This window comes from Geminicoccus roseus DSM 18922, from assembly GCF_000427665.1.
Lineage (GTDB): Bacteria > Pseudomonadota > Alphaproteobacteria > Geminicoccales > Geminicoccaceae > Geminicoccus > Geminicoccus roseus.
The window spans coordinates 1-21,455 of sequence record NZ_KE386572.1 but is presented as its reverse complement, the minus strand read 5'-3'; the positions used below and the strand labels follow the sequence as shown (position 1 = coordinate 21,455).

The 21,455-nt window shown below is 69.5% G+C and carries 19 protein-coding genes and 2 riboswitches; of the genes, 6 read left to right on the top strand and 13 right to left on the bottom strand.

All coding sequences use genetic code 11. From position 1 onward, the window contains the following. Positions 1 to 60 precede the first annotated feature (60 nt). From GEMRO_RS0101445 to GEMRO_RS0101385, 12 genes are all read right to left on the bottom strand, one after another. A complete protein-coding gene (locus tag GEMRO_RS0101445; protein ID WP_205624873.1) occupies positions 61 to 627 on the bottom strand; it encodes a class I SAM-dependent methyltransferase in 567 nt (188 codons plus the stop codon). A 122-nt stretch (positions 628 to 749) separates the two neighbouring features. Continuing rightward, positions 750 to 2,897 carry an O-linked N-acetylglucosamine transferase, SPINDLY family protein gene (locus tag GEMRO_RS26875; protein WP_051328561.1) on the bottom strand — a complete coding sequence of 716 codons (2,148 nt, stop codon included), beginning with the start codon at positions 2,895 to 2,897 and terminating at the stop codon, positions 750 to 752. A gap of 21 nt (positions 2,898 to 2,918) precedes the next feature. Then, the gene (fliW, locus tag GEMRO_RS0101435; RefSeq protein ID WP_169728297.1) at positions 2,919 to 3,416 is read right to left on the bottom strand and encodes a flagellar assembly protein FliW; all 498 of its coding nucleotides are present in this window, start codon (positions 3,414 to 3,416) and stop codon (positions 2,919 to 2,921) included. Positions 3,417 to 3,840: 424 nt separating this feature from the next. After that, a complete protein-coding gene (locus GEMRO_RS0101425) occupies positions 3,841 to 4,740 on the bottom strand; it encodes a flagellin (protein ID WP_027132590.1) in 900 nt (299 codons plus the stop codon). 13 nt (positions 4,741 to 4,753) lie between these two features. Further along, positions 4,754 to 6,622, bottom strand: coding sequence for a flagellar hook-associated protein FlgK (locus GEMRO_RS0101420; RefSeq protein ID WP_027132589.1), 1,869 nt, complete (start codon positions 6,620 to 6,622; stop codon positions 4,754 to 4,756). Positions 6,623 to 6,626: 4 nt separating this feature from the next. Continuing rightward, entirely contained in the window at positions 6,627 to 7,061 is a 435-nt protein-coding gene (locus tag GEMRO_RS0101415) for a hypothetical protein (protein WP_169728296.1), read from the bottom strand. Then, on the bottom strand, positions 7,058 to 7,378 hold the full coding sequence (locus GEMRO_RS0101410) for a rod-binding protein (RefSeq protein ID WP_027132587.1): 321 nt from the start codon (positions 7,376 to 7,378) through the stop codon (positions 7,058 to 7,060). Before GEMRO_RS0101410 ends, GEMRO_RS0101415 begins: the two co-directional genes overlap by 4 nt. After that, the gene (locus tag GEMRO_RS0101405; RefSeq protein ID WP_035486085.1) at positions 7,378 to 8,502 is read right to left on the bottom strand and encodes a flagellar basal body P-ring protein FlgI; all 1,125 of its coding nucleotides are present in this window, start codon (positions 8,500 to 8,502) and stop codon (positions 7,378 to 7,380) included. The genes GEMRO_RS0101410 and GEMRO_RS0101405 overlap by 1 nt, the downstream gene beginning before the upstream one ends. Before the next feature lie 170 nt (positions 8,503 to 8,672). Next, positions 8,673 to 11,573: an aminomethyl-transferring glycine dehydrogenase gene (gene gcvP, locus GEMRO_RS0101400; protein ID WP_035484575.1), complete on the bottom strand. Its 2,901-nt coding sequence runs from the start codon at positions 11,571 to 11,573 to the stop codon at positions 8,673 to 8,675. Between the two features lie 9 nt (positions 11,574 to 11,582). After that, positions 11,583 to 11,957, bottom strand: coding sequence for a glycine cleavage system protein GcvH (gene gcvH / locus GEMRO_RS0101395; protein WP_027132584.1), 375 nt, complete (start codon positions 11,955 to 11,957; stop codon positions 11,583 to 11,585). A 5-nt stretch (positions 11,958 to 11,962) separates the two neighbouring features. After that, a complete protein-coding gene (gene gcvT / locus GEMRO_RS0101390; protein ID WP_027132583.1) occupies positions 11,963 to 13,075 on the bottom strand; it encodes a glycine cleavage system aminomethyltransferase GcvT in 1,113 nt (370 codons plus the stop codon). Between the two features lie 47 nt (positions 13,076 to 13,122). Further along, positions 13,123 to 13,236, bottom strand: a riboswitch (glycine riboswitch). Continuing rightward, a riboswitch (glycine riboswitch) is annotated at positions 13,237 to 13,326 on the bottom strand. A gap of 82 nt (positions 13,327 to 13,408) precedes the next feature. Further along, the gene (locus tag GEMRO_RS0101385; RefSeq protein ID WP_051328560.1) at positions 13,409 to 13,921 is read right to left on the bottom strand and encodes a prolyl-tRNA synthetase associated domain-containing protein; all 513 of its coding nucleotides are present in this window, start codon (positions 13,919 to 13,921) and stop codon (positions 13,409 to 13,411) included. Between the two features lie 105 nt (positions 13,922 to 14,026). On the opposite strand from GEMRO_RS0101385, the gene GEMRO_RS26870 reads away from it, so the two are divergent. Further along, positions 14,027 to 14,764 carry a TVP38/TMEM64 family protein gene (locus GEMRO_RS26870; protein WP_051328559.1) on the top strand — a complete coding sequence of 246 codons (738 nt, stop codon included), beginning with the start codon at positions 14,027 to 14,029 and terminating at the stop codon, positions 14,762 to 14,764. On the opposite strand, the gene GEMRO_RS0101375 is transcribed toward GEMRO_RS26870, so the two are convergent. Next, positions 14,736 to 15,692 carry an acetyl-CoA carboxylase carboxyltransferase subunit alpha gene (locus GEMRO_RS0101375; protein WP_027132581.1) on the bottom strand — a complete coding sequence of 319 codons (957 nt, stop codon included), beginning with the start codon at positions 15,690 to 15,692 and terminating at the stop codon, positions 14,736 to 14,738. The genes GEMRO_RS26870 and GEMRO_RS0101375 overlap by 29 nt on opposite strands. 143 nt (positions 15,693 to 15,835) lie before the next feature. On the opposite strand from GEMRO_RS0101375, the gene GEMRO_RS34820 reads away from it, so the two are divergent. The 5 genes from GEMRO_RS34820 to GEMRO_RS35050 all read left to right on the top strand — a co-directional run. Beyond that, the gene (locus GEMRO_RS34820; RefSeq protein ID WP_035484572.1) at positions 15,836 to 16,084 is read left to right on the top strand and encodes a zinc ribbon domain-containing protein; all 249 of its coding nucleotides are present in this window, start codon (positions 15,836 to 15,838) and stop codon (positions 16,082 to 16,084) included. Positions 16,085 to 16,197: 113 nt separating this feature from the next. Next, positions 16,198 to 17,856 (top strand): acyl-CoA synthetase, encoded by a 1,659-nt coding sequence (locus GEMRO_RS0101365; RefSeq protein ID WP_051328558.1) that lies wholly within the window; start codon positions 16,198 to 16,200, stop codon positions 17,854 to 17,856. Between the two features lie 59 nt (positions 17,857 to 17,915). Next, the gene (locus GEMRO_RS0101360; RefSeq protein ID WP_035484570.1) at positions 17,916 to 19,091 is read left to right on the top strand and encodes a fumarylacetoacetate hydrolase family protein; all 1,176 of its coding nucleotides are present in this window, start codon (positions 17,916 to 17,918) and stop codon (positions 19,089 to 19,091) included. A gap of 629 nt (positions 19,092 to 19,720) precedes the next feature. Continuing rightward, positions 19,721 to 20,575 carry a calcium-binding protein gene (locus GEMRO_RS26855; protein WP_051328557.1) on the top strand — a complete coding sequence of 285 codons (855 nt, stop codon included), beginning with the start codon at positions 19,721 to 19,723 and terminating at the stop codon, positions 20,573 to 20,575. 458 nt (positions 20,576 to 21,033) lie between these two features. Next, positions 21,034 to 21,455: hypothetical protein (locus GEMRO_RS35050; RefSeq protein WP_240476565.1), on the top strand; the 422-nt coding region annotated here is incomplete at its 3' end.

Sequence of the window (21,455 nt, the reverse complement as noted above, 5' to 3'; positions counted from 1 at the left end):
AGGTTGCACGAGCGTTAAGGTTAACCGGGTGGCCCGAGCCAGACGGGCCGGAGCCTGCGTTCAGGCATAGGCCACCAGGTTCAGGCTGATTGGATGACCGAACAGGACCAGGCGGCTGGTGTCGTCGAACAGGTCGTGGCCTGCGACCCGCCGGATGTCGCGGAACCCGTGCCGGGTCAGGAAATGGCCCAGGAACTCGAGGGTGAACCCGACCTTGTGGAAGTCGTAGGGGTTGGTCTGGCCGCCATAGATGATCCGCATCAGATGGAAGCGGGCGTCCGGCCCGAGCGCTGGATGGACGAACATCCGGCACAGGATCTCCAGGTCGGGCACGCTGACGCGCAGGCAGCCGCCCGGCCGGAGGATCCGCCGCACCCCTTCCAGCACCGCCGGCAGCTCGCTCTGGTAGCCCAGATGCTCGAACACGTGGGAAGCATAGACTTCCGCCACCGAGCCGTCCGGGAACTGGCCGAGATCGGTGCAGCTGCCGACGAAGTCGACATGCGGGCCTGGCTGGATGTTGAGGATCTTCCAGCCGGGGCGCGGCTGGACGCCGCCGATATGCAGCCGGATCTCGTCCTGCCCGGACATGCCGGCGCCAGGCCCGGCCTCCGTTGGTATGTCCATGGCCAAGGCTGGATCCGGTGGCCCGCAAGGGCTCTGCATGACGATCATGTCGGTCTCCGAGGGGGGAGCGATGGGGTCATGGGCCATAACCGTCCGATCCGGGAGCCGGTCGGGCCCGGCGGTCACCGGCGCGCCGCCCGGGCGCAATGGTCCCGCCAGATCTCCCGGAACGCCCGGGTCATGCTGTGGCCCAGAGCGGCCTGGTCCATGACCGGCGAGGCGGCCATCTCCCCGCGCAGCATCCGGCGCAGGGTGCGCAGCATCGGGGCGGAACCGGCCAGCTCGGTGGCGGTCAGGACATAGTCGTCGCCGGTGGACGCGACGCAGGAAGGCAGGCCGACTCCGTGCAGCAAGGAGGCGCTCACGCGGCTGCTGTGCCGGTCGCCCGCCAGGGTCACGACCGGCACGCCCATCCACAGCGCCTCGCAGGTCGTGGTGGTCCCGCCATAGGGGAAGGGATCGAGGGCGATGTCGACCCGGCCATAGGTCCGCAGATGGTCCAGGCGGCTGTCGGAGCGCTGCGCCAGCCGGATCCGCCCGGCCTCGATGCCCCGCGCGCCGAACCCGGCGGTGACATCGGCCTGGACCACCGGGTCGTGGCTCATGTCGTGCTTGAGCAGGAGGCGCGAGTCCGGCACGGCATGCAGGATCCTGGCCCACAGGTCGAACACCGCGCCGTTGAGCTTCGCCATGTTGTTGAACGAGCCGAAGGTCACGACACCCTCGACCAGGCATGGCGGGTCGGTGATCTCGGGATAGTCGACCGGCTCGTAAGCCAGGAAGCAGCGGTCCAGGCGCAGGAGCCGCTCCACGGAATGGGCGTCCGCCCAGGGCGGATCGGTGATCGCGTCGACGATCCGCCAGTCGACCGCGGCCGTCCCCGTCGTGTTGGGGTAGCCCAGATAGCTCGCCTGGACCGGGGCCGGGCGGCGCGCCAGGACCAGCAGGCGGCTGTCCGAGGTATGCCCGGCCAGGTCCACCAGGATGTCGATCCGGTCGGCGCGGACCTGCCGGTCGATCTCGTCGTCCGACAGGCGGCGCACGTCACGCCAGTGGTCCGCGACCTCGCGCAGCCGCCCGGTCATCGCATCGGGGCGATCGACGTAGGCATAGCAGAAGGTCTCGACCTCGCTCCGGTCCAGGTGGCGCAGGAGCGGGAGGAAGAAGAAGCTGACCGAATGGCCGCGGAAGTCCGGCGAGATGAACCCGACCCGCAGCCGGCGCTCGGGATCGTGGCCGGTGCAGGCGGGCATGCTGCGCAGCACGTGGGGCAACGCGAAGCGGCGCGCCCAGCGTTCATGCTCGGCCCGCAGCGCGACCGGGTCGATCGACGGATCGTAGTTCAGGTCGAAGATCAGCGTCGAATGCTCGGCCGACTGGGCATCGGGACGGGCCACCCCCTGGCGCAGCAGCGCCAGCCCGTCTGCGAGGCGGCCGCGCTGCACATGGAGATGTCCCAGCATCGAGTGCACGTTGGACGGGCCGGGGCGCGCCGCCAGGAAGCGGCGCAGATGCGCCTCAGCTTCCTCGCCTTTGCGGGTGCGGGTGCAGGCATAGCCCAGCCAGCGCACCGCCTCGAGCGCATGGGGATCCAGTCGGAGCGCCTGCCGGAACGCGTGCTCCGCCTCGTCGGCGCGGCCGCGGGCCATGGAAAGATGGCCGAGATTGTACCAGCTGTCGTAGCCGTCCGGCGCCAGCGCCAGGGCGCGCTCCAGCGGCGCCTCCGCGTCTTCGAACCGGTGCCGGCCGATCAGCGCGCCAGCCAGGTTGGCCAGGGCGGTCGGATGGTCCGGCGCCAGGTCGAGGGCGGCGCGCGCGGCCTGCTCGGCTTCCGGATAGCGCTCCTGCGAGGCGAGCGCGCCCGCCAGGTTGGCCCGCGCGTCGGCGAAGGACGGGTCCAGGCGGATCGCCTCCCCGTAGGCATCGACGGCGGCCGCCTTGCGGTCCGAGCGGCTGAGAAGATTGCCGAGATTGGACCAGAACGCTGCCCGCCCAGGGTGCAGCGCGATGGAACGGCGGACCAGCCGTTCGCCGGCGGCCACCTCGCCCAGGGCGGCCATGGCCATGCCCTGGAGATGCAGGGCGTCCGGCTGGCGCGGATCGTGGCGCAGCACCTGCCGGTAAAGGTCCCGGGCGGTCCGGTAATCCTTCGCCCGGTGGCGCTCGGCGGCCGCCATCAGCATGGCCTGGGCTGCGGCGCGGCGGCCGTCCTGGCCATGCGGGGCGCGGCCCGGGCGGGCCCGGACTGCCGGGCTGCTGGTCGATGCCATGGTTGCGGGCTCCGGTCCGGGTCAGTTCGAGGCCATGACCGGATGACGGAGCGGATAGCTCGCATCCGCCAGCACTACCTGGATGCCCAGCTGCCGGCGGGTGTCGATCAGGACGGGCGCCCGCAGGTTGGCCAGCAGTTCCAGACCGCCTGGCCCGCGACGGGCCGTGACGATGGCCAGGAACTCGGTGCAGAGGGGATCCACCGAGACCAGTCGGCAGGCGGCGATCAGGTCCGCGCGCCGGATCAGCCCGCCCTGTTCGGCCAGGGGGATCACGAAAAAGCCGACCTCGCTGTCATCCACCGACTGCAGGAGCAGCAGCCCGCCGCCCGTGAGCCGTTCCAGCTGAAAGCGCTGGCAGCCCGGGAAGCCCGGCATCCCCGCGGGAAAGAACAGCAGCCGGTCGGGATCCACCCGGATGCTGCCGAACCGGGTCTCGAGATGGGCCGCCGTCATGTCCGGCGCGGAAAGGAGGCCGGGCTGGGGAGGCAGATCGGCCAAAGCTGCTGCAACGGTCACGCGTGTCGTCCCTCGACGAGTAACTCCATGACCAGGACGATAACGTGCAATCCTTAACAAACCGTTGCTGGCCGGATCCGGAAGCACCCCGATATCGGGCGCATCCGCCAGGCATCGGCGGGTTGGCGCCATGGTCTCGCCGTGCCGTCGCCTGGGGCGGGCCCAAATGGCCGGCGCCCGTGTCCAGGCGCGCTTGAGGAAGGCAGATGGCCGGGGAGGGTGCCTCCAGGCGGGCTCGGCCCGAAGCGTCCGGCCCCGGGCGCATCCAGACCAGATGGCGATGATCCAGGCGGCCGCGCCTCGGGTGGGGATCTGGCATTCAGGTCCGTATGCTCTTCCCCGCTGCCTTGAAACAGGCGGTGGCGCCCGCCCAGGTGCGCAGCGGCGCCCGTCGCCTCGGTGACGCCCGCGACCGGCAGCGCGCCTAGCGCAGATAGTCGGCCAGCGACAGGCGGCTGATCTGGCTGACGATCAGGTAGGAGGCCTCGATCGTGACCTTGTCCTGGGCCATGCGGGTCATCGCCAGGGCCATGTCGGTGTCCTCGATGCGCGAGCGGGTCTCGTCCAGGTAGTCGCTCGCGGCGCGCTGGCCCTCAGTGACGTCCAGCACCCGCGCTGCGGCCGCTCCCACCGAGCTGCGCAGGGCCAGCACCCCGGAAAGCGCCCGGTCGGCCCCGGCCAGGGCCGCTTCCAGCGCCGGGCGGTCGTTGGCGGCATGGGCGGCAAGCGTGCTGCCGAGCGCTGCCAGCAGGTCGGCGAAGGCCGGATCGTCGGCGCGTGCCGGCAGCACCAGCTCGACCTGCGCGTCGAGCCAGGCGGTGCGGTCGATCGCGTCGCCCTGGTAGTAGAGGCTCGGGTCGGCGCTGGTGATGGGGCCCGCGGGCAGCTGGACCGGCCTGCGGTCGGTGGCGGTGCCGGAGAACAGATAGCGGCCGTCGGAGGTGAAGTTGAGCTGCGCCGCGACCTGCTCGGTCATGCCGGCCAACTCGACCTCCAGAGGCATGTCCCGGCCGGTCGGGTCGTTCAGCCGCTGCACCAGCAGCGTGCGCAGGCGCTCCGCGATCGTGACGACGTCGCCAAGGGCACCGTCCATCGCCTGCAGCTGGTCGGTGAGCCGCTCGTTCTGCACCACGAACTGCGCGTTGCCGGACAGCTGCGCGCGGGTGCGCAGCAGGAGGCCGGTGTCCTGCGGGATCTCCGAGAATCGCCGGATGTCCTTGCCGGTGGCGACGTCGATCTCGAGGTCGCGGACCCGGGCGCGGGTCTGGCCCATCAGGTCGGACAGGCGGGCGTGGTGGCTGAAGTCGCCGATACGGTTGGTCATGGCAAGGCTCCGGTCAGCGGGCGATCTGCAAGAGCTCGCCGAACAGGTCGTCGGTGATCGAGATGATCCGGGCGGAGACGGCATAGGCCTGCTGGTAGAGGATCAGCCGCGACATCTCCTCGTCCAGGCTCACGCCGGACAGGCCGCTGATCCGGCTCTCCAGGTCGGACGCCAGCGCCTGGTCGGCGTCCCGGGCCCGGCCGGCCTCGGCGGCGAGCGAGGCCGACAGGCTGGTGATGTCGGCGGCATAGCCGAGCGGCGTGGTCGCGTAGGCAGGCAGGCCGCCCCGGGCGACCGTCATGGAGGGGGTGCGCAGCGCCGAGGACAGAGCCGCGGCACCTCTTGCGTCTCCCTTGCCGCCGAGCGTCGCGGCCAGCGGGGGGGCGGCGTCAACGTCGAGCCGGGCGCTGGCCAGCCCGAACGGGTCGGCGGCGATGTCCGGCCGCACCGACCCGGCCCGGCCGCTGTCGGCGCCCACCACAAGGTCGTTCAGGCCGAAGAAATGCGAGAAGCCGAAGGTCCGCGCGTGGCCGGCGGCGTCGCTTCCCGCGATGGCGCTGTCGCCCTCCGCCAGGGCCAGGCCCAGGGTGGGATCGGCCGAGGCCAGGACCAGCCGGCCCTCCGGGTCCAGCGAGGCCACCACGCTGCCGGCCGAGGCGGCGGTGATCGCCGCCTGGACGTCGCCGACCGAGGCCAGGGTCGACAGGTCGATCCGGAACACGCCCGCAGTGGCGCCGGAGCCGCGGTCGACCAGGGCGAAGGTCGCCTGGCCGGTGCCGGCGAACGGGTCGCCGGCAGCCTGGCCAGCCCTGGTCCCGGTCAGGCTGTTGGGCGGCGGCAGGGACACCGAGCCGTTATGGGCGGCGTTGAGCGTGAAGCGGAGCAGGTCACCCAGTTCCGACAGCTGGTCCGCCAGCTCCGGCAGCGTCCGGTCGCGCGCCTCGACCAGCCCCTGCAAGGTGCCGCCGCGCAGGCTGGACACGATCGGTGCCGCTCCGGCGGCGACCAGTTCCGGGGTCAGCCGCGCACGGGCGCCGGCGCTGACCAGCTCGTCGGAGCGGGCGCCGGGCCGGGGCTGGCCGGTGGTTGGATCGATGTCGGTGCGCTGGTAGACCCCGATCCGGCCAAACGTCCCTTCGGGCGCGGCCGAGGACGCCGGCTGGTAGACGACCTGCCGGGGCGGGCCGTCCAGGAGCACGATCCCGGTCCGGGTGGTGAGGGTGAGCTGGCCGTTGTCCTGCCAGCCGACCTGAAGGTCGATCCGCCCGGCAAGGCCGGCCAGGATCTGGTCGCGCCGGTCCTGCAGGTTCGCCCCGCCGTTGCCGCGGGCGAGCTGGAGGTTGATGTCGGCCAGCTCGGCCAGGCCCGCATTGATCGCGCCGATCTCTTCCCCGATGGCGTGGTCGGCATCGGCGCGGATCGACTGGACCGCGCGCATGCCGGCATCCAGGCCACGCAGCACCTCGGCGATCTGGTTGACCACCTCGATCCGCGCCGCCGCCTGCTCGGGCGTGGCGGCCAGCGCGTCCAGGGAGGTCAGCAGGCTCGCGAGCTTCGTGTGGATGTCGCGGCCGGCATCGCCGGGCGCGCCGAACACGGTGTCCTGGATGCGCTGCTGCACATCGGCCAGGGCGCTGGTCCGGCCGAGGCGGGTCGCCTGGGCGCGCGCCTCGGTGCCGAGGAACTGGTCGACGATCCTGCCCACGTCCAGGGAGCGGACGCCGGCCCCCTGGCCGGCCAGGAGCCGGTTCTCCTGCTGGACGACCTTGCGCGAGTAGCCGGGGGTGTTGACGTTGGCGACGTTGGCCGCCGTGGTCGCAAGGGCCGTCTGCGCGGCATTCAGGCCGCTGACGGCGTTGGCGAGCGTGCTGCTGAGGGTCATGGCGTCAGACCTGTCGATCGAAGGCGAGGGCGATGACCTCGCCGCTCATCGAGGGGCGGGGCGCGCCCTGGCGGTAGAGCTTCGGCTTGAAGGGGGCGGCCTCGAGGCTGGCGCCGATATGGCGCATGACCCGCTCGACCACCGACCGCGCCGCGTCCAGGGCGCGCAGGTTCGCCGCCGCCAGGGCCTGAAAGTCCCGAGTCGCATGCTCGAGCTCGGCGCGGATCGAGGGATCCAGCGCCGCCAGCAGCTCGGGCTCGCGGCGCAGCGCCCGCAGTTCCCCCTCATAGGCCTGGCAGAGCATGGTCTTCTCCGCCACGACCTCCTCCAGCCGCTCCAGGCGCATGCCGCGCAGGAGCAGGATCTCCTGCTCCATGACCTGACGGAGCTGGCGCATCAGCGCCATCACCACCGTCACGCGTTCCAGTGCTTCCATCATCCGACCTCCTGGGCCCCGAGCATGGCCTTCTGGACCGCATCGGCCACGCCGATGCCTCCGGACCGGCTGATCAGCTTCGCGTACTCGTCGTTCATGAAGGACTGCCAGGTCTGCTCGGCCTGACCGCCCGAGAGCAGCGAGCCGGACAAGCCGGTGCTCATCTCCTCCAGCATCCTGGCCAGGAACACGCTCTCGAACTGGCGGGCCGCCTCCTCGACCTCGCTGGTCCGGTCCGGGCCGGCCCGGCCAGGGCCCGGCCGGAGCGCGGCGGGCGAGGGGGCGTCGAGGCCGTGGGCATGCAGCATCGGGTCGCTCATCACATCACCTCGATCTCGGCCTGCAGCGCGCCGGCCGCCTTGATCGCCTGGATGATCCCGATCATGTCGCGCGGCCCGACGCCCATGGCGTTCAGCCCGTCCACCAGGTCCTGCAGCGTCACCTCGCCGCCGACCACCGCCATGCGACGGCCGCTCTGGTCGTCGATCTCGACATTGGTCTGCGGGGTGACCACCGTCTCGCCGTTGGAGAGCGGGTTGGGCTGGCTGACCTGCGGCGTCTCGGTGATGCGCACCGTCAGGTTGCCCTGGGCGATCGCCACCGTGCTGATCCGGACGTTCTCGCCGATCACGATGATCCCCTTGGTCTCGTCGACCAGGATGCGCGCCGGCTGGTCGGGATCGATGCGGAGCTGCTCGACCTCGCTCATCAGCAGGGCGATCCGGTCCTGGTAGGTGCCGGGCACCGCCAGCACGACCGTGGCGGGATCGACCGCCCTGGCGCCGTCGCTCTTGGACCAGCGGTTGATGGCGGCGGCGATCCGGGTCGCGGTGGTGAAGTCGGGGTTGCGCAGCGCAACCTTGATCTCCTGCAGGTCCGCCAGCGCGAACGCGATCTCGCGCTCGACGATGGCGCCCGAGGGGATCCGGGCGCTGGTGGGTACGCCGCGGGTGACCTTCTCCGCCTGGCCGCCGACCTCGAAGCCGCCGGTGGTGAGGGCGCCTTGGGCGACGGCATAGACCTCGCCATCGGCGCCCAGCAGCGGCGTGACCAGCAGGGTGCCGCCGTTCAGCGACTTGGCGTCGCCCAGCGCGCTCACCGCCACGTCCAGCCGGCTGCCCTGGCGCGAGAATGGCGGCAGGGTCGCGGTGACCATCACCGCAGCCACGTTCTTGGTGTTCAGCCTGCCGCCGCGGGTCGCCACGCCCAGCCGGTCCAGCATCGCGGTCAGGCTTTCCTGGGTGAACGCGGCGTTGCGCAGCGTGTCCCCGGTGCTGTTCAGCCCGACCACCAGGCCATAGCCGACCAGCATGTTGTCGCGGACGCCCTCGAAATCAGCGACGTCCTTGACGCGCGACGACACCGCACCCGCGGGCGAGGGCTGGACGAGCCATCCGGCCAGGGCGACCAGGACAGCCAGAAATGGAGCAAGGCAGCGCGGCATCACGATCGGCAACCCTCGAAGAAAATCCCGAGGGCGGAACAGCAAAGGCCGGGCCAAGCCCGTGGTCAGGCTCGGTCCCGGCCAATGTCGTCAAAGATCGCGACGGCCTGTCGGAAAGTCATGACGCCCGCCCGGCAATTCCTGCCGGGCGGCGGGCATTTCCTGCCAGACTACTCGGCTGCTTCCTGCCAGGCCTCCATGGGCGGGCAGGAGCAGATCAGGTTGCGGTCGCCGAAAACGTTGTCGACGCGCGCCACCGGCGGCCAGTACTTGTCCTCCCACAAGGGATGCCGGCCGGGATGATAGGCGGTGGCCTGATCGTAGGCGTGGTTCCAGTTCTGGCCGAGCAGGCCGCCCGGAACGTGCGGGGCGTTGCGCACCGGATTGTCCTCCAGCGGCCAGGTGCCGTCCTCGACCTTGGCGATCTCGGCACGGATCGAGATCATGGCGTCGCAGAAACGGTCGAGCTCGCGCTTGTTCTCGCTCTCCGTGGGCTCGATCATCAGCGTGTCGACCACCGGGAACGACATGGTCGGCGCATGGAAGCCGTAGTCCACCAGGCGCTTGGCGACGTCCTCGGGCGTGATGCCGGACGCTTCTTTCAGCGGCCGCAGGTCGATGATGCACTCGTGCGCGACCCGGCCGCGCTTGCCGCGGTACAGCACCGGGAAGTGCGGCTCCAGGCGCTCGGCCACGTAGTTGGCGTTCAGGATCGCCACCCGGGTCGCCTGCGCCAGGCCCTCCACGCCCATCATCCGGATATACATCCAGGAGATCGGCAGGATCGAGGCGGAGCCCCAGGGGGCCGCCGAGACGGTGTGGTCGGGCTCGCCCGCCACCGCGTCCGGATTGACGCCCGCCACCACCGGATGGCCGGGCAGATAGGGGGCCAGGTGCGCCTTCACGCCGATCGGCCCCATGCCCGGGCCGCCGCCGCCGTGCGGGATGCAGAAGGTCTTGTGCAGGTTCATGTGGCTGACGTCCGCGCCGAACGTCGCCGGCCGGCACAGGCCGACCATCGCGTTCAGGTTGGCGCCGTCCATGTAGACCTGCCCGCCGGCCGCATGCACCCGGTCGCAGATCGCGCGGATGCTTTCCTCGAACACGCCGTGGGTGGACGGGTAGGTGATCATCAAGGCGGCGACCCGGCCCTCGTTGGCAGCGATCTTCGCCTCCAGGTCGGGGAGGTCGACATTGCCCTGCCCGTCGCAGGCCACCACCACGATCTTCATGCCCGCCATCGCCGCCGAGGCGGGATTGGTGCCGTGCGCGGAGGACGGAATCAGGCAGACGTCGCGCCCGACGTCGCCGCGGGCGCGGTGGTAGCCGCGGATCGCCAGAAGGCCGGCATACTCGCCCTGGCTGCCCGCGTTCGGCTGCAGCGACACCCGGTCGAAGCCGGTGATGGTCGCCAGCCAGCTTTCCAGATCGTCCAGCAGCATCCGGTAGCCGGGCCAGCGGTCGGCCGGCGCGAACGGGTGGATCTGGCCGAACTCCGGCCAGGTGACCGGGATCATCTCCGCCGTGGCGTTCAGCTTCATCGTGCACGATCCCAGCGGGATCATGGACCGGTCGAGCGCCACGTCCTTGGCCTGCAGGTGGCGCAGGTAGCGCAGCATCTCAGTCTCGCTGCGGTAGAGCGAGAAGGTCGGGTGCTGCAGGTAGGCGGACTGGCGCTGCAGCGGCAAAGGCAGAACGGCGGACAAGCCTTCATCGAGCTCGTCGACGCTGGCCGGGCGGTCGGCGAACAGGGCCAGCACCGCCTCGACCGTGGCCCGGGTGGAGGTCTCGTCCAGCGAGAGGCCGAGCCGGTCGGGACCCATGCGGCGCAGATCGATGTCGCAGCCGTGCGCGTCCTTCGCGATGGCCTCGGCCCGGCCGGGCATGTGGAGGGTCAGCGTGTCGAAGAACGCGCTGGTCTCCACGGTGACGCCGGCCTGCGCCAGGCCGCGCGCCAGGATGCGGGTCAGCCGGTGGACGCGCTGGGCGATCCGGCGGATGCCGTCCGGCCCGTGATAGACGGCGTAGAAGGCCGCCATCACCGCGAGCAGCACCTGGGCGGTGCAGATGTTGGAGGTCGCCTTGTCGCGGCGGATGTGCTGCTCGCGGGTCTGCAGCGCCATGCGCAGGGCAGTGTTGCCGGCGGCATCCCGCGACACGCCGATCAGGCGGCCGGGCATGGAGCGCTTGTGCGTGTCCTTGGTGGCGAAGAAGGCCGCGTGCGGTCCGCCGAAGCCCATGGGCACGCCGAAGCGCTGCGCGGAGCCGACCACCACGTCGGCACCCATCTCGCCGGGCGGGGTCAGCACGGCCAGGGCCAAAAGGTCCGAGGCGACGATCGCCAGGCCACCTTTGGCCTGCACCGCCTCGATGTGCCGGCGCAGGTCGCGGACCTGGCCGGACGAGCCGGGATAGGAGAGCAGGGCGCCGAACAGGTCTTCGGGCAGCTCCGCCTCGGCATCGCCCACCGACACCTCGATGCCGAGCGGCTCGGCGCGGGTGCGCAGCACCGCCACGGTCTGCGGGTGGGTGTCGGCGTCCACGAAGAAGCGGCGCGACTTCGACTTCGCCACGCGCATGGCCATGGTCATGGCCTCGGCCGCCGCGGTCGCCTCGTCGAGCAGGGAGGCGTTCGCGATCTGCATGCCGGTCAGGTCCTCGACGACCTGCTGGAACACCAGCACCGCCTCGAGCCGGCCCTGGCTGACCTCCGCCTGGTAGGGGGTGTAGGCCGTGTACCAGCCCGGGTTCTCCAGGACGTTGCGCAGCACGACGTTGGGCGTGTGGGTGCCGTAATAGCCCATGCCGATCAGCGAGATCGCCACCGTGTTGCGGGCGGCATAGCCGCGCAGCTCGGCCAGCGCCTCGTGCTCGTTGGCCGGCGGCTTCAGCGCGAACGGGCGCTTGGCCAGGATCTCGGCCGGGATGGTCTGCTCGATCAGCTCGTCCAGGGAAGCCAGGCGCAAGGTTTCCAACATCGCCGCCTGCTCGCCCGCATCGGGGCCGATATGGCGGCGGGCGAAGGCGTCATGGTCTTCCAGCGACGCCAGGGGCAGATCCTCGAAGGTCATGAACGGTCCTCAATCCAGCGTCGCGAGGAAGGCGTCATAGTCCTCGCGGGTCATCAGCTCGTCGATCTCGGACAGGTCCGAGGCCTCGATCTTGCAGAACCAGGCATCGCCCTCGGCGCTCTGGTTGACCGAGCCGGGCTCATCCACGATCGACTGGTTCACCGCCACGATCTTGCCGGAGATCGGGGCATAGACCTCCGAGGCAGCCTTGACGCTCTCGACGACCGCCATGTCGCCGCCCTGCTCGACGACCTTGCCGACCTCGGGCAACTCGACGAACACCACATCCCCCAGCTGCTCCTGGGCGTGGTCGGTGATCCCGGTCGTGGCGGTATCGCCCTCGACGCGGATCCACTCATGGTCTTTGGTGTAGCGGGTGGTCATGGCGATCAGGCTCCTCGGCGGGCGTAGCGATGCGGCGTGAAAGGTAGCTTGACGACGGTGGCGGCCAGCGGCCGGCCACGCACCAGGATCTGGACCGGGGTGTCGGCTGCGGCATGGGCGGCGGCGACATAGCCCATGGCCACCGGGCCGCCGACGCTGGGGCCGAAGCCGCCCGAGGTAATCTTGCCGATCGGCGTGCCGTCCAAGCTGGTGATCTCGGCGCCTTCGCGGGCAGGGGCCTTGCCCTCCGGCTTCAGGCCGACCAGACGGCGGGCCGGCTTTTCCGCGAGCTCGCGCAGGATCCGCTCGGCCCCGGGGAAACCGCCGCCCTCGCGGCGGCGCTTGCCGATCGTCCAGGCGAGGTTCGCCTCGATCGGCGAGGTGGTCAGGTCGATGTCGTGGCCGTAGAGGCACAAGCCCGCTTCCAGGCGCAGCGAGTCGCGGGCGCCCAGGCCCACCGGCTTCACGGCTTCCATCGCGAGCAGGGTGCGGGCGAACTTCACCGCATGGGCGGCGGGCACGCTGATCTCGGCACCGTCCTCGCCGGTATAGCCCAGCCGCGAGACGCGCACTTCGACCCCCTGCACCTTGGCGCACAGGCTCTCCATGAAGCCCAGGTCGGCGGCTTCGGGAACCAGATGGGCCACGCAGGCGATCGCCTGGGGCCCCTGCACGGCCAGGAGCGCCCGGTCGGCCAGGTGCTCGACCTTGTGCTCGGGCTCCAGCGCCGCCTTCAGATGGGCGATGTCGGCATCGGCGCAGCCGGCGTTCACCACCACGAACAGCCGGTCCGGAGCGTCCTTGGTGACGATCAGGTCGTCCAGGATCCCGCCATCGGGCGCGGTCAGCACCGTGTAGCGCGCCTTGCCTTCGCCCAGGCCCGCGATGTCGGCCGGAACCAGCCGCTCGATCGCGCCGGCCGGGTCGGGCCCGGTGACGAGCAGCTGGCCCATATGGGAGACGTCGAACAGGCCGGCGGCCTGGCGGGTGTGCAGATGCTCGGTCAGGATGCCGGTGGGGTACTGGACCGGCATGTCCCACCCGGCGAACGGCACCATGCGCGCCCCGAGCTCGCGGTGCAGGTCGTGGAGGGGCGTGGTCTTGATCGTATCGGTCAACGGGACCTCCGGCAGACGCAGGACCGATCCAGAAAATCCGGATCGGGTGCACCCCCTCTGTCCCGTACCTGAGAGCTTACACGGAGCCCTGTCCGGTCACCCGGTCACGGCTTCGCTCCCCTTCGGTGGGCCGCCTGTCGCAGCCTCTCTCCAGAGCGCCAGTGTCTTCTGCGGTCCTTCTGCCTGAGAGTTTCCGGGGCGGTTGCTCCTTCGGCGCCGTGCTTGCGCACGATCTCTCCCGCAGACACGAATCGGCGTGGTTCACAAGGTAGCCGGCCGTGGCGACTTGGCAAGCCTTCCCGTGCGGCGACGGGGAATTGCGCGGACGCGACGTCAGGCCGCCGGCTCCTCCAGCAACTCGTCCAGGTCGAGGATGATCGGCTCGTAGCCCCAATGGGCGAGCAGGCGGGTGAGTTCGCTGCTGCCAATGGAGACCGTCGCCTCGTTGGTGAGCGGATGGTAGTTCAGGATCTCGTGGCGGAGCATCTTGGCGTCCAGGACCGGACGGACCTTGCGCTCGACATCGTTGATCAGCGCGAACGGCGTCACCGAGCCCGGGGTGACACCCAGGGTCGCGAGCAGCAGTTCCTCGTTGCCGAACGACATCCGGCCTGCGCCCAGCCGCTTGGACAGCGCATTCACCCGGACCTGCTGGTCGTCCAGGCACACCACCAGGTACAACTCGCCCTTCTTGTCCTTGAGAAACAGGTTCTTGCAGTGGCCGCCGGGCAGATGGGCGGTATGGGCCTGGGCTTCCTCGACGGTGTAGACGGGCGGATGCTCCTCCGTCCGGACCACGATGCCAAGTTCGGCCAGCAGGCCCATCAACTTGTCGCGCGCACTCATCGGTAACTCGTCCCGGCGTGATTCCATTGGAGCGCGAACTAGCTTTGCCCGTTAGGGATGACAAGGTCGCCACACAATGAAGGGGGCCGGACCTGAGGAGCCGAGGTGAAGCGAACCCTGCCTGCCCTCCTGCTGGTCGCCCTCGGGCTCCTGGGCTGGATCCTGCTGGGCGATGTGGATCAGGAGACGCTGCGCGCCTATCACGCCGGGCTGCGCCGCGCGGTCGATGCATACCCGGTCGCAGCGCCGCTGCTGGCGGTCCTGGCCTATGCGGTGGCGGTGGCCGCCTGCCTGCCCATCGCGCTGTGGATCACCGTGGCCCTGGGTTTCGCCTTCGGTACGGTCTGGGGCGGCACGCTCTCGGTCATCGGCGGCACGCTCGGCGCGGTGGTGACCTTCCTGGTAACCCGCACCAGCCTGGGCGAACCGCTCCGCCGCTGGGCGGGACCCTGGCTGCAGACGGTGGAGCGTGGCTTCCAGAGCGGCATGTGGAGCTACCTGCTGGTGATCCGGCTGGTGCCGGTGATGCCGGCCTGGCTCACCAACACTGTGCCAGCCCTGCTCAGGGTGCCGCTTGGCGTGTTCGCGGCGACCACCGCGATTGGAATCGCGCCTGCGACCTACGTGCTGGCCAGCATCGGCGCCGGCCTGGCGGCGGTGTTCGCCGCCGGCGGCAGCCCCGACCTGGCGATCATGACCGATCCTGCCGTGCTGGGGCCGCTCCTGGCCGTCTCGGCGCTGGCGCTGGTTCCGGTTGCCTGGCGCTGGCTGCGGACCCGGCCGGCCTGGGGGCGGGAGGGGACGGCTTTCAGCCTCAGGCCTCGATGGCCTGGCCCATCTTGATGAACTTCTCGCGCCGGTTGCGGCGCAGGTCATCGCCGCCGACGCCGTCCAGTTCGCCCAAATGCTTCTCGATCGCATCGCCGACCCGGCCGATCGTGGTGGAGCGGCCCCGGTGCGCGCCGCCCAAGGGCTCTTCCACCACGGCGTCGATCAGCCGGAGTTCCAGGAGGTCCTGGGCAGTGAGCTTGAGCGCTTCGGCCGCCTCGGACGCCTTGTCGTTGGCGCGCCACAGGATCGCGGCGCAGCCTTCCGGGCTGATCACCGAGTAGATGGAGTGCTCGAGCATCAGGACGCGGTCGGCCACCGCGAGCGCGATGGCGCCGCCCGAGCCGCCCTCGCCGACCACCACCGAGACCACCGGCACCTTCAGGCTCAGGCAGGTCTCGATCGAGCGGGCGATCGCCTCAGCCTGGCCACGCTCCTCGGCGTCGATGCCGGGATGGGCGCCGGGCGTGTCGACCAGGGTCACCACCGGCAGCTCGAACTGCTCGGCCAGCCGCATCAGCCGCATCGCCTTACGATAGCCCTCCGGCCGGGCCATCCCGAAATTGTGCTTCACCCGCGCCTCGGTGTCGTGGCCCTTCTCATGGCCGATCACCACCACCGAGCGGCCACGGATCCGGCCAAGCCCGCCTTGGATCGCGCTGTCGTCGGAAAAGGCGCGGTCGCCGGCCAGCGGGGTCCAGTCCTCGACCAGTCCGGCGACATAGTCCTTGAAGTGCGGCCGGTCCGGATGGCGGGCGACCAGGGTCTTCTGCCAGGCGTTCAGCTTGGCATAGGTCTGCGAGAGCAGCTTGGCGGCCCGGCTCTCCAGCTTGACGATCTCTTCCTGCAGGTCGAGCTCGGAGCCGGTGGCCAGGTGACGAAGCTCCTTCACCTTGCCTTCCAGCTCGGCGATCGGCTTCTCGAAATCCAGCAGCTGGCTCAATCGCTTTACCCGTTCGTCGTGACACCGGCCCGCCCGCGCGCAACCCAGGTGCCGATGTGGCGTCGGCCGGCAGGGGTGTCAACGCGGCTCCTGAACGGTTAAGCCTGCACGGGTTCCTTTCCTCCAAATGCGTCGATCCGGTCATGCCCCTCTATACCTACGATTGCCCCCTGCACGGCGTGTTCAAGGACTGGTCCTCGATGAGCGAGAGCGACCGGCCGCGTGCCTGCCCGAGCTGCGCGACGCCGGCGCCGCGCGCCATGGCCCGGCCGATGCTGGGCAAGGGGGCGCAGGCCGGGCGGCCGGCCTTCGCCTGCGACGTCGGCGACCGGGCCAGCTCCGCCAGTGCCGGTGGCGGCTGCGGCTGCGGGGCCGGCGGCTGCGTGCACTGACCGGGCGGCGTCGTCCGGCGACGGGCTGAGGATCGGGCTATCTGCCGGGCCTTTGCTTGACGTGGCGTCGGGACTGTGCACGGACCTCGCGGAACGCGGGAGGAGGTGCAGCGATGACGGAGCAGGTGCGGTATGCGGGCCATCCGGACGAGGGGGCTCTGGCGGTCGGCCTGGACCGCAACGACGCGAACTTCGCGCCGCTGACCCCGATCACCTTCCTGGAGCGGACCGCCGGCATCTTCCCCGAGCGGCTCGCGGTGGTGCATGGCGGGCTGCGCCGCACCTACCGGGAGCTGAACGAGCGCTGCCGGCGCCTGGGCTCGGCGCTGGAAAAGCTGGGCATCCGGCCGGGCGACACCGTGGCCGCGATGCTGCCGAACATCCCGGCGATGCTGGAATGCCATTACGGCGTGCCGATGGCGGGTGCTGTCCTCAACGCGCTCAACACCCGCTCCGACCCGGCCACGATCGCCTTCATCCTCCAGCACGGCGAGGCCAGGGCGCTGATCCTGGACAGCGAGTTCGCGCCGATCGTCCGTCAGGCGCTGCAAGGCGTGGCGAACCCGCCGGTGATCATCGACGTGTGCGACCCCGAGTTCGACGGGCCCCATGAGCGGCTGGGGCAGCTGGACTACGAGGAACTGCTGGCGAGCGGCGATCCCAAGGCCGCCCCGATCCTGCCGGCCGACGAATGGCAGGCGATCGGCCTGAACTACACCTCGGGCACCACCGGCGATCCCAAGGGCGTCGTCTACCACCATCGCGGCGCCCACCTGAACGCCATGGGCAACGTGCTGGTCTGGTCGATGCCGCAGCACCCGGTCTATCTGTGGACCCTGCCGATGTTCCACTGCAACGGCTGGTGCTTCCCCTGGACCACGGTGCTGCAGGCCGGGGTCAATGTCTGCCTGCGCAAGGTCAGCTCCGAGACGATCTACCAGGCGCTGGCCGAGCACGGCGTCACCCATATGTGCGGCGCGCCGATCGTGATGAGCATGGTGGTGAACGCGCCGGACCAGGTGCGCCGGCCGTTCTCCCAGAAGGTCAAGATGATGACCGCGGCCTCGGCACCGCCGGCGGCGGTGCTGGAGAAGATGGACCGGCTCGGCATCGAGGTGACCCATGTGTACGGGCTCACCGAGGTCTACGGGCCGGCGGTGGTATGCGCCTTCCAGGAGGCGTGGGGGCAGCTGGACAGCAAGGCCCGCTCGGAGAAGCTGGCCCGCCAGGGCGTGCGCTATCCCGTGCTGGAGGGGCTGGACGTGCTGGACCCGGAGACCATGCTGCCGGTGCCCAGGGACGCCACCACGCTCGGCGAGATCATGTTCCGCGGCCACGTGGTCATGAAGGGCTACCTGAAGAACCCGACCGCCACCCATGCGGCCTTCGCCGACGGCTGGTTCCATTCCGGCGACCTCGCGGTGATGCACCCGGACGGCTACCTGGAGATCAAGGACCGCTCCAAGGACATCATCATCTCCGGTGGCGAGAACATCAGCTCGATCGAGGTCGAGGGCGCGCTCTACCGGCATCCCGACGTGATCGACGCGGCGGTGGTGGCCAAGCCCGACGAGAAATGGGGCGAGACCCCCTGCGCCTTCGTCACCCTGCGCGAGGGCGCGAGCGTGACCGAGGCCGAGCTGATCCAGCACTGCCGGGGCGAGATCGCCGGCTACAAGCTGCCCAAGACCATCCTGTTCGGGCCGCTGCCCAAGACCTCCACCGGCAAGGTGCAGAAGAACGTCCTGCGCGAGCGCGCCCGCGCCCTCTGACCCGCCGGCGCATCCCCTCCATCCTGTCCCGTTCCAACGACATCAGCGAGGCTCCTCCCGTGCATGCCAGCCTGACCATCGACGACACGCTTCCCAAGGACGGCACCGCCGGCACCCTGGTCGGCCGCGTGCAGACGAGCGCCGGTCCCTGCGTCGTCGCGATCCGCGACGGCGGGGTCTTCGATCTCACCGGCATCGTGCCGACCATGAGCGAGCTCACCAGCGCCGCCGACCCGGTGGCGATCGCCCGCGACCCGAGCGCGCCCAAGATCGGCGACCTCTCCCCGATCCTCGCCAACAGCGCCCACGACCGCCGCGACCCCTCGACCCCGCATCTGCTGGCGCCCTGCGACCTGCAGGCGGTCAAGGCCTGCGGCGTCACCTTCGTGCGCTCGATGCTGGAGCGGGTGATCGAGGAGCAGGCGCGCGGCGACGCCGCCAAGGCGGAAACGGTCCGCGAGAAGATCACCGCGATCGTCGGCGACGACCTGCGCGCGATCGTGCCGGGCTCGGATAAGGCGATGGAGCTGAAGGAGCACCTGATCCGCCAGGGCGCGTGGTCGCAGTACCTGGAGGTCGGCATCGGCAAGGACGCCGAGGTGTTCACCAAGGGCCAGCCGATGTCGGCGGTGGGCACCGGCTCGCTGATCGGCATCCACCCGGTCTCGACCTGGAACAACCCGGAGCCCGAGATCGTCCTGGTGGTCTCCAACCAGGGACGGATCGTCGGCGCCACGCTCGGCAACGACGTGAACCTGCGCGATGTCGAGGGCCGCAGCGCGCTGCTCCTGGGCAAGGCCAAGGACAACAACGCATCCGGCGCGGTCGGGCCGTTCATCCGCCTGTTCGACCAGACCTTCGGCCTGGACGACGTGCGCAACGCCGAGCTCGACATGCTGGTCGAGGGCAGCGACGGCTTCCGCATGGAAGGCCGCTCCAACATGTCGGCGATCAGCCGCGACCCGGCCGACCTCGCCGCCCAGACCTTCGGCCCGCACCACCAGTACCCGGACGGCTTCGTCCTGTTCCTGGGCACCATGTTCGCCCCGATCCAGGACCGCCACGGCCCGGGCCAGGGCTTCACCCACGTGGTGGGCGACACGGTGAGCATCTGGACCGGGAAGCTGGGCAAGCTGGTCAACGTGGTCCAGCACACCGACAAGGTGCCGGCCTGGGAGTTCGGTGCGGGCGCCCTGATGCGCAACCTGGCCGGGCGCGGCCTCCTGAAGGGCTGACGGAGCCACGGCGCGTCCCCGGCCGGGTCCGGGACGCGCCGATCACCGGAGACCGGCCGGCCAGGCCGGGCCGCGCATGGAGCGATGCATTTACACGCGACGCCATCACAAGCTAGATTGCCGAGTGGCTGGGAAATTTTTCGACTGAATGAAGAAACCAGAGGCGCATATACCAGTGTGTATTTGATCCGGCGGTGTGCGAGCCGCTGTTCTCGAACATCCCAGCAAGAACGACAAAGTTGATGGGAAGCGAGATCATGGCTGATCTGTCGGGTACGAGCATGGTTCCGGTACAAGCTGCGACGGCAGCTGAACCCGTTGTGGCACAGCCGCCAGGCGTGCCGGAACCGCCAGTGCTTCTGCCACCGCCGCCGCCTCTGCCGCCACCGCCTCCACCGGTGGTGGTCCCGCCGATAGGGCCGCCGGATCCGCCGGTAATCCTGCCGCCGCCACCGCCGGTGGTCTCTCCACCCCCACCCCCGCCGGAGCCGCCCTCTCCGCCGCCGCCACCCCCGCCGGTGGTCTCTCCACCACCACCCCCGCCGGAGCCGCCCTCTCCGCCGCCGCCACCACCCCCGCCGGTGGTCTCTCCACCGCCGCCACCACCACCCCCACCGCCGCCTCCACCGGTGGTCTCACCACCACCACCTCCACCCCCGCCGGAGCCGCCCTCTCCGCCACCACCCCCGCCGCCCCCCTCGTCCGGGGCCGACGCAGGCAACAACATCCTGCTGGGCACGACCGGCAACGACACGATCGACGGCCTGGCCGGTGACGACATCATCTTCGGCCGTGACGGCGACGACCGCCTGATCGGCGGCGTCGGCGAGGACTTCCTGGTCGGCGGCGTCGGCGAGGACACGCTGGAAGGAGGCAGCGGCAACGACGTGCTCGACGGTGCGGTCGAGAACGACACGCTGTCCGGCGGCACCGGCGACGACTTCCTGAAAGGCGGCTCGGGCGACGACCAGTTGCTCGGCGGCGGCGGCCTCGACCTGCTGTTCGGCGGGATCGGCGACGACGTGCTGGACGGCGAAGGTAACGACGATCTCGTCCGCGGCGGCCTCGGCAACGACACGGTGCGCGGCGGGGCTGGCAACGACGACGTCGATGGCGGCACCGGCGACGACATCGTCGAAGGTGGCACCGGCGACGACAGCGTCCGGGGCGGCACCGGCAACGACACGCTGCGCGGTGGCGACGGTGCCGACCAGTTGTTCGGCAGCTTCGGCGACGACATCCTGGAAGGGGGTGCCGGCGACGACGAGTTGCGCGGCGGCCATGGCGACGACCAGATCAACGGTGGGGAAGGGCGCGACATCGCCTTCTTCAACGGCGCCCAGTCTGATTACACCGTCACCACACAGGCCGATGGCAGCACGCTGGTTGCCCACACCGGGGCCGGCCAGATCTACGGCAACGACGTGGTGCGCAACGTTGAGGTCCTGGAATTCGGGGGAGGGGTCCAGGTCGCGGTAAGCTGAATCGTCGTCGTTAAAAATTTTCGGGCGGGTGATGCGATGTATCACCCGCCCTTTGTTGTGATACTACTACTGTCGGCGCTGTGGCGCTTGCGATTTAGCTGATACAGCTCCAGCCATAAATGGTATGATGGAATTCGATATTTTCCACAATTCAAAATACAAATTTGTTGATCAACAATCAATGCGAGTCACATTTGGACATAGCTTTTTATTTATTCATTTATGATTTTAAGATTTTTTGTCTAGTTAAATTTGATAGATGAATTCTCATAACTTTACAATTAGGAATAAGTATCAATTTTTTGTTAGAATTTACTTGTATTATATTTTTAAAGTCGATTCATTGACAAAAATACATTTCCGGGCAACATTAACTAAGAGCCGCAACCTAGGGGTTGTGCCAAAACAATAATATGCCATTCAGCGAAACAAATATAATAATCTGGTAGGAACGCACGATGGAACCCGGGAATATGTCCTTAAATATTTCGAGAGATCTTGAGTTAAACAATAATAGTGGTAAAAGTAGCGGAGGAGTGGGGGCTAGTTCTGCTGAGCCCAGGATAGTCATAATTTCACCTCCTCAGACATCTACGCCACTTCCCGATCCGACCCCGGATCCCAAGCCCGATCCAACCCCGGATCCCAAGCCCGATCCAACCCCGGATCCCAAGCCCGATCCGACCCCGGACCCGAAGCCCGACCCGATCCCGGATCCGAAGCCCGACCCGATCCCGGACCCGAAGCCCGACCCGATCCCGGATCCCAAGCCCGATCCGATCCCGGATCCGAAGCCCGACCCGATCCCGGATCCGAAGCCCGACCCGATCCCGGATCCCAAGCCCGATCCGATCCCGGATCCGAAGCCTGATCCGATCCC